The organism is Oceanospirillum sp. (genome assembly GCF_982874595.1).
In genome coordinates this window covers 20,519-34,462 of record NZ_CEYNZH010000036.1, presented here as the reverse complement: position 1 = coordinate 34,462, position 13,944 = coordinate 20,519, and the positions used below count along the sequence as shown (strand labels likewise).

The 13,944-nt window shown below is 49.0% G+C and carries 12 protein-coding genes; 7 read left to right on the top strand and 5 right to left on the bottom strand.

What is annotated here, in order from left to right; genetic code table 11:
• Positions 1-2,102, top strand: a 2,102-nt coding sequence (locus tag AC4GL5_RS13530; RefSeq protein WP_490383325.1) for a putative bifunctional diguanylate cyclase/phosphodiesterase, incomplete at its 5' end; no start/stop codon positions are given.
• A gap of 31 nt (positions 2,103-2,133) precedes the next feature.
• On the opposite strand, the gene AC4GL5_RS13525 is transcribed toward AC4GL5_RS13530, so the two are convergent.
• Positions 2,134-2,379 (bottom strand): hypothetical protein, encoded by a 246-nt coding sequence (locus AC4GL5_RS13525; protein WP_490383324.1) that lies wholly within the window; start codon positions 2,377-2,379, stop codon positions 2,134-2,136.
• 291 nt (positions 2,380-2,670) lie between these two features.
• Here AC4GL5_RS13525 and AC4GL5_RS13520 point away from each other — a divergent pair, with 291 nt between their 5' ends.
• The gene (locus tag AC4GL5_RS13520) at positions 2,671-4,236 is read left to right on the top strand and encodes a methyl-accepting chemotaxis protein (RefSeq protein WP_490383323.1); all 1,566 of its coding nucleotides are present in this window, start codon (positions 2,671-2,673) and stop codon (positions 4,234-4,236) included.
• Between the two features lie 155 nt (positions 4,237-4,391).
• Positions 4,392-4,748, top strand: a complete 357-nt coding sequence (locus tag AC4GL5_RS13515; protein WP_490383322.1) for a hypothetical protein — start codon at positions 4,392-4,394, stop codon at positions 4,746-4,748.
• Between the two features lie 78 nt (positions 4,749-4,826).
• Here AC4GL5_RS13515 and hisC read toward each other — a convergent pair whose 3' ends face one another.
• Positions 4,827-5,888 (bottom strand): histidinol-phosphate transaminase, encoded by a 1,062-nt coding sequence (gene hisC, locus AC4GL5_RS13510; RefSeq protein ID WP_490383321.1) that lies wholly within the window; start codon positions 5,886-5,888, stop codon positions 4,827-4,829.
• Between the two features lie 510 nt (positions 5,889-6,398).
• Between hisC and AC4GL5_RS13505 the strand changes: the two genes are divergently transcribed.
• From AC4GL5_RS13505 to AC4GL5_RS13495, 3 genes are all read left to right on the top strand, one after another.
• Positions 6,399-7,049, top strand: coding sequence for a DUF6198 family protein (locus AC4GL5_RS13505; RefSeq protein ID WP_490383320.1), 651 nt, complete (start codon positions 6,399-6,401; stop codon positions 7,047-7,049).
• A gap of 294 nt (positions 7,050-7,343) precedes the next feature.
• The gene (locus AC4GL5_RS13500; protein ID WP_490383319.1) at positions 7,344-8,780 is read left to right on the top strand and encodes a multicopper oxidase family protein; all 1,437 of its coding nucleotides are present in this window, start codon (positions 7,344-7,346) and stop codon (positions 8,778-8,780) included.
• A 47-nt stretch (positions 8,781-8,827) separates the two neighbouring features.
• On the top strand, positions 8,828-10,105 hold the full coding sequence (locus AC4GL5_RS13495) for a flavohemoglobin expression-modulating QEGLA motif protein (RefSeq protein ID WP_490383318.1): 1,278 nt from the start codon (positions 8,828-8,830) through the stop codon (positions 10,103-10,105).
• A gap of 95 nt (positions 10,106-10,200) precedes the next feature.
• Here AC4GL5_RS13495 and bioA read toward each other — a convergent pair whose 3' ends face one another.
• Positions 10,201-11,472, bottom strand: coding sequence for an adenosylmethionine--8-amino-7-oxononanoate transaminase (gene bioA, locus AC4GL5_RS13490; protein ID WP_490383317.1), 1,272 nt, complete (start codon positions 11,470-11,472; stop codon positions 10,201-10,203).
• A gap of 104 nt (positions 11,473-11,576) precedes the next feature.
• Entirely contained in the window at positions 11,577-12,353 is a 777-nt protein-coding gene (locus AC4GL5_RS13485; RefSeq protein WP_490383316.1) for an alpha/beta fold hydrolase, read from the bottom strand.
• Positions 12,354-12,709: 356 nt separating this feature from the next.
• On the opposite strand from AC4GL5_RS13485, the gene AC4GL5_RS13480 reads away from it, so the two are divergent.
• Complete coding sequence (locus tag AC4GL5_RS13480) at positions 12,710-13,177, top strand: flavodoxin domain-containing protein (protein WP_490383315.1); 468 nt, start codon at positions 12,710-12,712, stop codon at positions 13,175-13,177.
• A gap of 56 nt (positions 13,178-13,233) precedes the next feature.
• Here the strand turns inward: AC4GL5_RS13480 and AC4GL5_RS13475 are convergent, their stop codons facing one another.
• Positions 13,234-13,926, bottom strand: a complete 693-nt coding sequence (locus AC4GL5_RS13475; protein ID WP_490383314.1) for a cytochrome b/b6 domain-containing protein — start codon at positions 13,924-13,926, stop codon at positions 13,234-13,236.
• Between the last annotated feature and the right edge of the window lie 18 nt (positions 13,927-13,944).

Genomic DNA, 13,944 nt, shown 5'->3' with positions numbered 1-13,944 from the left:
TTTCATCGATTGCGATGATGGTTTTTTTTGCTGTGATAGCCTTCTCTGAATTACAGCGATTGCATCAGAGTATGTCTCAGGTCGGGCAGAGCAAAGTTAATGATGCACTGACCAAAGATGTTCTTTCCCGTAGTGAAAAGTTGCTGAATTCTTTCTCTCCCCGTTTTGCTAAGGCGATCAACGATCAGAGTAAGGGCTATATCGCCGAACAGGTAAGTCTTTTTGCCAGATTGCCCATGGTCAGTCAGGTTCTGCTTTACGACAAGCGTTTGGCGATTCTGTTGGATAGCAACTCTATGTCGTCTGCTCCGGAGATTAATGTACACAGCCGGCTGCCCTTTACTGTGAGTCTGGAGCGAGCCGATCACAGGGTGCATGATGATCTTCTGGTGATTAATCATCCTTTATCGGATGCCGGGCAAAAAGTCGGGGGCATCATACTGATACTGACCCTGGAGCCAATTCGAGTCTCTGTTGAAGAGAATCACAAAGCGATTGATGCGGTACTGACCGAGACCCGTCGTCATTTTTTACAGTCTTTGCTGTTTTTGCTGCTGATCTTTGGTGGCCTGATTTTGCTGTTAAGTGCCCTATTTTCCTACAGCATCAGTAGCCCTATTAATATGTTGATGGCGTATTCTGAAAAGCTGGCGCTGGGACGCTGGGAGCTTCCGGCCCGGCTGAGAAAGGATGATGAGTTTGGGCGCCTTGGCTCTGCATTCCGGCAGATGGCTATGCAGATTCAGGCTAATGTCCGCAGTACAGAAAATTTGGCCTTTTATGATCAACTGACTGGTATTGGTAATCGGACTTTCTTTCAGCAGCAGGTCACCGACCTGCTGGATGATTGCCACAAGCCAAATTTTGTAGTGATTCAGGTCGGCCTGGATAATTTCAAATGGTTTAATGAAACAAGAGGCTTCAATGCCGGAGACGAGTTGCTAAGACAAGTCGTTTCCGGTTTTCTGTTGGCGATTAATGAATGGTGCCATCAGTGGGCATTCAGTCGGGAGCGTATCGGCATTTATCGTTTGGGGGGGGATGAATTCGGCCTTGTAGCCGATGGAGATCTTTCGCGACACAGCCTGAAGGCGCTGGCAGAGGCGCTGATGGATGTTTTTGATAATGATACGCTCAAGCCCCGGCGTCTTAGTGGTATACAGGCCAGTATCGGTGTTGTTCGTCGGCCAGAACCGCCAACGTCACTGGCAGAAGTTCAGACTCAGGCTGCGATTGCGCTGAATGTTGCCAAAAAGCAGGGTAAAAATCGTGTTGTCTACTTTGCGCCTGAAATGGACGAGTCACTAAAGCGCCGTTATCAGATTGAGCAGGCTCTGCAAACCGCCAGAAGTGAAGGTCAGCTTTATATGGTTTACCAGCCACAGATCTCGTTGGAAAACGGTGGAATTGTTGGTTACGAAGCATTGATGCGCTGGCAGCATCCTGACCTGGGTTTTATCAGCCCTGGTGAGTTTTTCCCAATTGCAGAGCAATTATCCGTCATCCGTGATCTCGGCGAGTTTGTCATTCAGCAGGTGATGCAGGATATCCCGCTTCTGACGGAGCGCCACCAAGGACCGCTTAAGGTTTCGCTCAATGTCTCAGCAGCCCAGTTTTATTACCACGATGTGGCGGGCATGATTATTCAGTCGATGCGTGAGCATCAGATCGATCCTCAGCAGATCGGTGTCGAACTGACAGAAACGTCATTACTGGAAAAAGATCAGGTTGTTGTAGAGCAGTTGCAGCGTATGCGGGATGCGGGTTTGAATATCTTTTTAGATGATTTTGGAACCGGTTACGCATCTCTTAATTATCTGAAAGAGTTTCCCATTACAGGTCTCAAGCTGGACCGTAGCTATACTGCCCGATTGTGTTCCGGTGATCATGGCGACTTCGCGCTCTTTGAAAGTCTTTTGTTTTTGGCAAGAAATCTGGGGCTGAATACAGTTGTAGAAGGTATTGAGAATGAGCATGAGGAGTTGCAGGCCAAACTGGCGGGAGCCACTGTCGCGCAGGGTTTTAAGTATGCTGCGGGTGAGCCACTGTCTGTGCTTCTGAAGTCGTGCCGGCATCCTGAAAAACTGAACTCATTTCAATGAGGCGTTTCAGGGCCTGAGGTCTCTTGATCATTTAATGCTTGTTGTCGTCCTCAAACTCTGCCAGAAGCCGGGTCTGGCGATAGGTCTGCATTTCTGACTCAAGTTTTTTGACTTTACTTCTTAACGTCATAAAACCTGCTTGTACTCTTGCCACATCTTCCAGCAGATTAGGCATCTGATCGGCCAGCCACTCAGCATCTTCCGGATGCCTCTCTTCCTGCCATCGTTGAAGAATCTCTTTGAGTTCCGGGGATGTTTTTGAATGGTAGCGACTCATATTGATACCTGTAATTAAATGGCCTCACTGATGACGAAGCTCAGAAATATGTGATGGGGCATCATACCTGTTCAGCTCTCTAGCGACTAACCTGAATCTTAATTATGTGGAAATTGACATTACGATCAATAAGGGTTTTTATGGGCGTCTCACAACAGGATGTTGTTTCAGCTCAGAGGTCCTTGATTTGCATCAGTATCAAATTTACAGGGGGTGACTAGAATACGCCGCCTTTGATCTACGCTGAAACCCTAAGCCAACAATGATAATAAAAACACACGGAGGTGTGGCTTGAAACAGAATCTGCCGGTTACCGGAGAGGAAACCCTGCTTGATGATGGCGTCCCATTGGTTTCTACAACCAACCTTAAGGGGCAAATTACCTATGTCAATGAAGCCTTTATTGAGATCTCGGGTTTCAGTGAGGATGAGTTACTGGGTAAACCGCATAATATCGTTCGCCATCCGGATGTGCCGCCCGTTGTTTTTGAAGAGATGTGGCGCACTATCCGTCAGGGGAAGCCCTGGATGGGGGTTGTGAAAAACCGCTGTAAGAATGGTGACCACTATTACGTTAACGCCTTTGCTTCACCCATTGTCCGTAATGGGGAGATTATCGGTTACCAGTCTGTACGCCTTAAACCCAAACGTTCCCAGATAGGAAGAGCTGAACGCATCTACAAGCGAGTGAATGCCGGTAAGCGTCGTATTCATCTGATTGATCTGCCTATCCTTCTTTCTCTTCCGGTTCTGGTTGTTCTGGCCTGCCTGACACCTTTCCTCCTGCAAAGCCTTGTTGGGCTTAACGGTTGGCAGCTGATGCTGGCATCTGCTGCGGGCAGTGCTTTATTAGCGCTGGCAGCTTATAAGTTGATGGGATCTCTGAAGTTTGCACGTGGTTTGTTAGTGGGCAACAACTACAGCTCGCTTTTGGCTCAGATGTACTCGGACAGCTCGTCTGAAGCTGGCTTTATAAGGTTAATGGCGAAATTGCGAATTGCTAATGAAGATGCGATACGCACACGGATACACTATTCGGCTGATATGCTGGCTTCTCTTGGTCAGGATACACAGGATATTTCTGATATGGCCGCCCACGCGGTTCGGCAACAAAATGATGAGGTGCGACATATCTCAAAGGTCGTCGGCGAAATGTCAGAAGCGATAGGAACTGTTGCAGCACGTTCTGCCGATGCCTCGTCAGCAACCTCTGAAGGTCTTAAGAAGGCAGAGGATGGCCACCGCGTCGTTCATGAGGCGATGCAATCAATCAAAGACCTGTCTGATCAGGTTCAGCGTGCAGCAAATCAGGTTGATGACTTACATAGCGCCAGTGAAGATATTTCTCACGCTGTTTCCCTGATTAATGATATTGCCAGTCAGACAAATCTGCTTGCTCTTAATGCGGCTATTGAGGCTGCTCGTGCAGGCGAGCATGGCCGTGGTTTTGCCGTTGTTGCTGATGAAGTTCGTTCGCTTGCATCCCGGACACAGCAGTCAACTCATGAGATTCAGGGAATTCTGTCCCGTCTGATAGATGAAACCCGGCAGGTTTATCAAGTGATGAGTCAAAGCCGTAAGCAAGCTAAAGCCAGTGTTGAGCAAGCAGAACTTGCCGGAAGTACACTCGAACAGATCGCGTTTACGATGCAGGGCATCAGTGAAAGAGGGCAGAGTATTGCCGCGGCAGCAAGACAGCAGAGCATTGCTGCCGGAGAGATTAACAACAGTTTAAAAGAAGTGACGGCCAGTGCGGGTGAGGCGGAGCAGGCTGCTCAACAAACCCGTGTCGCTTCCGCAAAACTTAGCCAGCATGTTGCCGTTATTATGGAGAGCATTGCTGGTGGTAAGTCCTGAGTTTTCTTCAGCGTTATTTGCGATGGGCAATGCGTCTATTGGATAGCAGCAACTCTTTGTTTATCTGTTACTATTTTGTCTCAGTGATTTATTTGAGCTTAATCGATAGTTCGCACTGGATGACAATAATAACAAGGCAAAAGGAGCAATAAACAATGTGGCTGGTGATCCTGATTATCATCTCAATTGGCGCGATGGCGGAAGTGTGTTTAAGCAAGGCATCGCGACAGCACTTTCTGGAAGGCCTGAGTGAACAGAATAATCGCTTTTTGAAGATGTCCAGCTGGCTAACACTGGCTAGTCTTGTTGGTTTGTTAGGAGTGCAGTTTTATTATCAGGGTATTCTGATGTTGATGGCGAGCTTTATGCAGTTGGTTGCAGGGGCTTTCCTGATGCAGCATTTTCTGGCTAAAGTTAACATTTCACGGGTGCTGCGTCTTAACCTGGCTCTGCTATCTGGCCCGGTTTGTGTTTCTTTGCTAATGGTCGTCGTTCAGGTTTACCAGCAGTAGAGAGCACTAGACTGGCTGATAAATAAAAGCGCTGCTTTTACCGGCAGCGCTTTTTTGTTTTTTGATGAACCTGCCCGATCAGGAATGGGGTCTTTCTTTCAGGGCTGTGATCAGCGCCTGCATCTCATCCCTGGTTCCTATGGTAATACGCAGGTGGTTTTCAATTCCCGGTTTAGTGAAGTGGCGAACCAGGATGTTTTTGCTGCGCAGATAGCTCATCAGATCGGCACCAGATGCTGTTTTATGACGGGCAAAAACAAAGTTGGTACTCGATGGCAGTACATCAAAGTCCAGCATTTCCAGTTGCTCTGTGGTCCAGTCGCGATCATTCATAATTTGCTGGACAGTCTGAGCAAAATAGGCTGTATCTTCAATGGCTGCAGTGGCTGAGGCCAGTGCCAGCATATCCAGTGGGTAGGAATTAAACGAGTTCTTAACCCGATCTAATCCGGCAATAAGGTCAGGATGACCTAAGGCAAAGCCGACACGCATCCCTGCCAGGCTACGGGACTTGGATAGCGTCTGTACCACGAGAAGGTTCGGGTAACGCTTGACCAGTGTACAGGCACTCTCAGCACCAAAATCGACATAGGCCTCATCAACCAACACCAGCGTTTCAGTATTGCGCTTAAGCAGAGTCTCAATCTCATCCAGCCCCACGGCGATACCCGTTGGCGCATTCGGATTTGCGAAAATAATACCGCCATTATCCTGATGATACTCATTAAGATTGATTCGGAAATCATCGCTTAGAGGGATATGTTCGGCCGTAATGTCATACAGGTTGCAGTAAACGTCATAGAAGCTGTAGGTCATGCTGGGCATTAACAGCGGTTTTGGCTGACGGAAAAAGGCCATAAACGCGTGGGCGAGTACTTCGTCAGAACCATTACCGACAAAGATATGATCCTGAGGCAATTCGAAATGATCGCTTAAAGCCTGCTTGAGAACGGAGCCATCCGGATCAGGATAGAGTCGGAGCTTCTCTTTCGGAAAATGCTCCAGAGTTTCCAAGACTTTTGGCGATGGCGGGTAGGGGTTTTCATTGGTGTTCAGCTTAGTGATGTTAGTGGTTTTGGGCTGTTCACCCGGTACATAAGGCTGAAGATTGGTAATCGCTTCACTCCAGAATTTGCTCATCTGTAAACTCTTCTGTTCTTTGATAGGGTCAATTGCAGGTTTTTTACGTCGCTTCTCCTGCCTTTTTCGGTGCCTTCACAGCATTTAAGACGTGCGGTGTACGGATATTGAAGGCCTGCTGGATGCCCTTCTGAGGGGCTTGGCAGGGAGATCAAGGCAAGGGTACAAGCGTAGCACTGCTGTGAATAATTCTCACCTGTCAGATGTTGTTTTTTGATCGTGGCGGGTGCATGCAGATAACAGTCTTCGATCGGTGTGTCTGTAAAATAATATTTACACGGTGAGGTTTGCCTTTACAGTCCTGATGGCTGGAAAAATCCCTTTCTAAGCTTCTATTGGTATAATCCTTTCCCGTACACACACTAACTGGTGTTGTTACAACCTGTCTTACGTCCACGTCTGAACCCATTCTCCAATAACAAAAAAGTCCGGGTGACGATGACTCTGCGTTAGTTTCTTGGGTTTTTACACCCGAATACATTCGTTTTGTGTCAGTTTTTGGAGAATTTAATGAAAATTCATGCTGCTCAGTGGCTGGCTATTGTTGAAGCCTGTTTGCTGGTTGCACTGGGTGTGCAACTGATTAATGCTTCAGATCTTTTGGTGGGTGGGACCGCCGGTCTTGGTCTGATTTTGCTTCAGTTTGTACCGGATCTAACCTTCGGTCAGATCTTTTTTCTGGTGAACCTGCCATTTTATCTGATTGCGCTTCGGTATTTGGGGGTTGGCTTTACTCTGCGTACCTTTGGAGCCGTTACCCTGTTATCGGTATTTGCTGACCTGATTGAACATAATGTCAGTCTAGAGCTGGCGCATCCGCTGATTGCCTCTGTACTGGGTGGTTTATTGATCGGTTTAGGGCTGACCTTTCTGATTCGGGCTCAGGCATCTCTGGGGGGGATTACGATTCTGGCGGTATTCCTTGAACGTCGTTTGGGGATCAACGCTGCCAAAACAACGCTGACAACGGATATGGGTATCCTGATGTTCGGTTTTGTCTTCTTTGATGCTCTGACGGTTTGCTACTCTATTGTTGCCTTTATTGCCGTGGGCTCTGTTATGGGACGCTACCGCAAACCGGCATTTACACCGCCTGAAGAAGCAGCGTTAACGGTTGAAAGCGAAAAGCTGCCTCTGAAACAGGACACGGTTAAAGCCTGATCGGTCTATATCTGTTTTACAGTCCACATCCCTGTTGAAAAGCGGCAGCCTCATCTGCCGCTTTTTTTATGCCAGGCCATTAGGTTGGGGGCTGGCATCGTCAAATAATGGTTCAGATCATAGCAGAGCTTTTATTGACAGGGCTGCAGATAATAATGTTTCCCATTTCGGTAGTGTGGCTTTAGTATCAAACAGAGTTAAATCTGTGCAGCTATCGCTTAATTGGCGACAAGGCTGTAAGCAGGAAAAATCCGATAAAGAACTTATCCGGCAGAGCAAGAGTAGGGGAAAAAATTGAGTAACCTAAATCATCCTGGCACTGACAATCGTTTAGATGAGATGAAACCAGCCATCAGTCGTCGAAATTTTCTCCAATTGGGAGCGATTGGTTTAGCAGCCTCACTGGCTCCTCGTTGGAGTTTGGCTCAGGTCGATTCAGGCCTGGCTTACCACTATCGGCTTACTGCTGAAGAGGCACAGGCAGAGTTGGTGCCGGGTTTTAAAACCGATGTGTTGGCCTTTAATGGTGATATCCCTGCGCCTGTCATTCGTGCTAAGCAAGGACAACCGGTTCGTATTGAATTCACGAATCGGTTAAGTGAGCCTACGACAATCCACTGGCATGGTCTGCGCATTCCCATTGAGATGGATGGTGTGCCTTTTCTGAGTCAGAAGCCCATTATGCCGGGTGAAACTTTTGTTTATGAGTTTACTCCACCGGATGCCGGTACCTTCTGGTATCACCCGCACATGAACAGTACTGAGCAACTTGGCCGCGGGTTGGTTGGTGCTCTGGTCGTTGAAGAAGCGGTCAGGCCTGACTTTGATGTGGATGAAGTACTGATCCTGAAGCACTGGCATCTGGATAAAAAAGGAGGCTGGAAGGCTCTGAGTCGTCCCCGTTATGCAGCCCGAATGGGGACCCCAGGTGAGTGGGGCACGGCTAATGGGGTCAGTAATCCTCGACTGAAATACCGTCCGGGGAGTCGTGTACGGTTACGATTGGCTAATGTTGATAACACTATGACCTACCAATTGCGGCTGAAGGGCGTTAAAGCACAGGTCATCGCTATTGATGGCAACCCCGTGCTGAATCCTTTCCCATTTGAAACACATAAAATTGGGCCGGGGATGCGTCTGGATCTTGCGTTTGTGATGCCGGAATCTGCCCGTACCAAAAATAAGATTGTGCTGGAGTATCTGCTGGGTAAGTTTGGCTTCCCCCTTGCTAACTTTATAGCGACCTCTGAGTCAGCCTTACCGACTAAAGCGATGCCGAAGCTGGCAATGAATCCGATCTCTGTCCCGGATCTCGACAATGCCGAGACGGTGTCCTTTGTCTTTGAATGGGAAGGGGCGATTAGTCCCGTGGATGACAATGGCGAAACCCATGACACCTTTTGGCTGATCAATCGCCGTCCGTGGCAAGGTATGGGGCCGGGTAATATTCCTGAGCCGGTGGCTGATCTGCGTTTGGGGCAGAGCTATATTTTCGACCTGAGAAATAATACCCAGTACCACCATCCGATTCATATTCACGGCCACACTTTTCTGGTACTCGAGATGAATGGTGAGCCAGTGACCCCCTTTTATACCGATACGGTGCTGTTAGGTAAAAATGGACGTGCCAAAGCGGCGTTTGTCGCAGATAATCCGGGTCGGTGGATGTACCACTGTCATGTGATCGAACACATGAAAACCGGACTTATGGGATATGTGAGGGTAAGTTAGCCACTTGCCTTCTATCTGAGGTGACTGAGGTCACCGGAGAACAAGGCATGGCACAAAAAAAGCTGCTGCAACAAGTCAGAAAACTCTCAGATCGCATGGTAGAGCTTCAGGCTCCGATTCGTGTGTTAGATGCGGTCAACTGGGATAAAGAAGTGCGTCAGCGTTTCTTTGCCAATAAGGCTCAGAAACTGCCGGAAGTGACGCCAGAGATGTATCAGCAGCGGGATCTGGGATTTGACCCTCAGGTGCTGCGCTATGCCTTCAGCGATCTTGAGCAGGAGATCAGCCGTTCCATCGGTCAGCTGAACCCTATGGCTCGCCTGATGAAACGTATGTGTAATGAGTACCGTCAGGTGCTGCGTATGCTGGAATCCCGTGGTACACCGGACTTTCACCACTATTCTGTTGAGTTATACGGCCATCCGCATGATGTTTTTCATGCTGGTGATCCCACGCTGGCAGAGCTTGCGATCATGCTGGAAGAACCACTGGTACAGCTGATTGATCATGAAGTGCTGCCGGATGAGCCCAAGGATATCTCTGCAGAAGATGCCGTGACCTATCTGGATAATGTGCTCAGTCAAAGCATGCCGGGGCTGAATGCCCGTGTGATTCTGTCTGATGGTATTGTCAGTGATGCGGCGGCCGGTAGTGATTACATTAAGCTGAATAAAGATGTGAAATTCTCCCGTCGTGAACTGGATCTTCTGGAAGCTCACGAAGGCTGGATTCATGTCGGTACAACCCAGAACGGTCTGGCGCAGCCCTATCTGACCTGTTTAGCTAAGGGGACGCCAAGCTCAACGGTCACTCAGGAAGGCCTGGCCGTTCTGACCGAGATTATTACTCTGCGCTCTACGCCTAGGCGTCTTTCCAAGCTGGTTAATCGTATCCGTGCAGTCACTCTTGCTGCCGATGGTGCAGACTTTATTGAGGTCTACCGTTATCTGCTGGATAAAGGTATCAGCGAAGATGACAGCTATACCATCGCCAGTCGTACCTTCCGGGGGAGTTTACCGGATGGTATGCCGTTTACCAAGGATCTGGCCTATATCAAAGGCTTTGTGCTGACCTATAACTTCTTCCGTGTTGCGGTTCAGAAGGGTAGGATTGATCTTTTGCAGCTGCTGTTAGTGGGTAAAATCCAGCTGGAAGATTTTCGTCTGATTTCAGAATTGCACGAGCAGGGCATCGTCGCCGGGCCTAAGTTTTTACCGCCGCATTTTCAGGATATGCGTGGATTGGTGACTTGGTTGAGCTTTGGCCGTTTTATCGGCTCGCTGAAATTTGATCAGCTGGAGAAAGACTACAGTCCGCTTTTTTGACCTGAATTGATGGAGCTAAAGGCTGCCATAGGTCAGTTAATCTGACATGACAGCCGTACCCTAGGCGCGCTTCAGTAATCGGCTTGCGCCGTGGATCAGCAAGAAGGTTTCGCAGTAAACCAGGCCTTCATCACATCGGTAATCTGTTTCAGCTGATCAGTGCTGATAATGTACGGAGGCATGGTGTACAGGTAGCGTCCGAAGGAGCGCAGCCAGACACCGTGCTTGATGGCAAAATCCTGAACACCCTTCAGGCTTTCAGCATCTTTCACTTCAATCACCGCCGTCGCACCCAGTACCCGGGTATCAAGCACCGCATCGTGTTTGAAGTTGAGCAGCTCATCTTTGAGTAGCTGATTCAGCTGAGCGATCTTGCCCAGATAATCATCCCGTTCAAACACCTCGATGCTTTTCAGTGCCACCGCGCAGGCCAGCGGATTACCCATAAAGGTTGGTCCATGCATAAAGGCTTTTCCGGCATCATCATCCCAGAAGGCATCAAACACGCGGTCGTTTGCGATGGTGGCCGCATGTCCGACATAGCCACCGGTCAGGCCCTTGCTAAGCACCATAATATCCGGTGTGACTTCCGCGTATTCAGCGGCAAAGAGTTTACCGGTGCGGCCAAAGCCGGTCGCCACCTCGTCAAAGATAAACAGAATCTCAAACTCATCGCACAGCTTGCGGGCTTCCTGCAGATAAAGCGGGCTGTACATATTCAGACCGCCTGCGGCCTGCAGCAGAGGCTCGATCAGGAAACCGGCGATCTCTTCATGGTGTTGTTCAAATACCTTACGCAGCTCGGCTATATCGACAGCCACAGCTTCTGCCGGAGCATCAAATGAAGCGGTAGGGGCGGGTGCAAAGTGATGTTTCGGCAGCAGACCGCTGAACAGACTGTGCATGCCTTCTTCCGGGTCGCAGACCGACATGCAGCCGGTGGTATCACCGTGGTAAGCGCGCATCAGAGAGGCCATCTTGTATTTTTTTGTCCGTCCCTGATTCTGCCAGAACTGCACCGCCATCTTCATGGCGACTTCCATGCCGACAGAGCCGCTGTCACTGAAGAACACATGGTTCAGACCTTGCGGGGTGATCTCCACCAGCTTCTTCGCCAGATCAGCTGCGGGTTGGTTTTTCAGCCCGCCCAGCATGACGTGAGCCAGCTTGTCGGCCTGATCATGAATCGCCTGAGTGATGTCAGGATGACGGTAACCGTGGATCATGCACCACCAGGAGCAGGTGGCATCCAGCAGTTTCATACCGTTGGTAAATTGAATATAAGGGCCTTCACCGGTTTCGACTTCATAATTGACTTCCAGATGTTTCATCTGGGCATAGGGAAACCAGAGACTTGTATCCTGCATAATCCACCTGTAAACCAAAATATTAAAAATCAGTTTACCATCGAGGTGGAATATGGGAAAGGTTCAGAGCTTTAGGGCTCGGGTTGAGTCATATTCAAGGCCGCTTAGCGGCCATTAAATTGCTGCAGGAAGTCGAGAATCGCTGCGTTAACCGCTTCGGGCTGTTCCATGGGACTGACATGCGCAGCTCCTTCAATCAGAGCGTACTCGCCCTGTTCCAGATGATCTGCCAAAAACTCACCGTATTTAGGAGGGGTCATTATGTCCTGATCTGAGCTGATCACCAGAGCCGGACAGGCGATCTGACTGATGGCATCCAGTCGGTCAAATGTATCGCAACTGGCAAAGTCGTTATAAACCGCATCGGTTTCACTTTGCATTAAAAGCTCTGCAAATTGTTCGGTGATGCGACCTTCAGTTTGTTCTCCCAGCGCACTCTGTGTCAGGTTGCGTATAAAGGCGGGATAGTCATCGCGGATCTGTTGCAGCAGTTGTTGTTGAACTCTTAATTTGGCTCCGGTGTTAACCAGTACCAGTCCATCCAGCTGATCGGGGTAGCGCATTGCAAACTCAAGACAAACTGCACCACCCATGCTGTGTCCGGCCATAATAAGGTGGCTGGTCTCCAGTTCATGGGCCAGTTCAGACAGCGTTTCAGCATATTGTGCAATCGACTGATCACCATCGTGATGTGCGCTCAGGGCGCGGCCGGGCAGGTCAACCGCAACCATATTGGCATGATCTCTGAGTCCGGACATCTGCCCCTGCCACTGGGCATGATTCAAACCTGCGCCATGGACCATAAGAAGTGTTGGCCGATCCTGGTTCAGAGGCCATTCACTGGATAGATAACCGAGTTCATTAAAGTCCTGAGCAAACATAACGCGTCCTTGTAGCAGTAGGCAGATTTTCGGTTTTTGTCTGGAAAAACGGAAATCATTTTTTTCAACAGAAAGGTCAGACTAAACATAGCTAACAAATAATACAAATGCTCAGTTTTGATGGATATCAAAAATCGAGATAATTCCTTATAAATATCAGTAGATTGCCTGCTTTCGTCTTATATTTGCTGCGCCATGTGATATTTTTGCAGCCTAAGTGTCTGCTTAGATTAAAGTGGAGTTCAGATAAGACTGTGACTGCCTTGTCAGGAATGGATTTGGGCTTTTATAGCGATATCGTTATAATAGCTGAGTAAATTGGTTGGTTATTTGGGATGTTTTTTCAGGAGAGATGTATGCCCGCAATTAAGATTTTGGTAGGAACGGTTTACGGAGGCGCCAGAGATGTGGCGGATCATATTCAGCCAATGCTGGAGGCTAAAGGTTTCACTGTTGAGATTACTGAAGAGCCAAGTATTGCGGATCTTGAAAACAAAGCACTGGATGGAATTCTGATCTCCTGCTCTACCACAGGTGCCGGTGACTTTCCTCCCAATTTTGATAAGTTTTACCACACCTTGCACGAACAGGGGGCGGCGCTCTCGCACCTGAAGTACGGCATTATTTCGTTGGGAGACAGCTCTTATGACGAAACCTTTTGTGATGCCGGAAAAAAAATGGATGCTGTACTTTCGGAATATGGCGGTCAGCGAGTGGGTCGCCCCTTAGAAGTGGATGCCGCAGAACACTTTGATGCGACTGAACCTGCCGGAGATTGGATTGATCGTTGGGCTGATCAGTTGTTGCAGGCTGAGATTGCCTAAAGCAAATCTTCGGACAATAAAAAGCCCCGGCCGGGGCTTTTTATTGAGTAATCGTTCTAGCCGTAGTTTGAAATCAGCCACCAGCCGATACCGCTTAGCAGCGCAACCACGATCAGGAAGCGCATCGTCGGTAGTTCGGATTGCCGGATCGAATCGGCCAGTGATGCCGGTACTTTTTTAATACCTGTGATCATCGCCTGAATCAGGCGTTCCCGCTTAAAGGCATCGTGAAAAAGTACTGCTGCCAGGTGCAGAATAACCATGGCGATCTGATAATCCGGTAGGGTCAGGTGCAGATCGGTCAGCCAATAGACCATATCATCGCTGATGTAGGCCACCAGAGGCCCGTCGATAAAGATATCATCTGTCGTCCCCAGACCGCTTATGCCCTGTGCCAGCAGAATCAGAATCAGCGCAATCACCATCCAGCCGCCAACCGGATTATGGCCCACATGGTGAGAGTCACTGCGCACTGAGATCACATCGGGAATCGACTTCAGGGTTTTGATGGGCGAGCGGACAAAGTTGATAAAGCGGGCGTGATGGCTACCTATAAAGCCCCAGATAATTCGGTAGACAATCAACCCCAGCACGGCGTAACCCGCTAAGACATGGTTGTCCATCTGAACGCCTTCGGTACCGCTCCACCAGAGAAAACCGATCAGTGCCACCAAAGCCCAGTGGAAAATGCGGATACTGATATCCCAGACTTTAACTTTCTGTACCGGCGTGTCGTTCGGCGATGACATGCTAACTCCTTTTCTGAT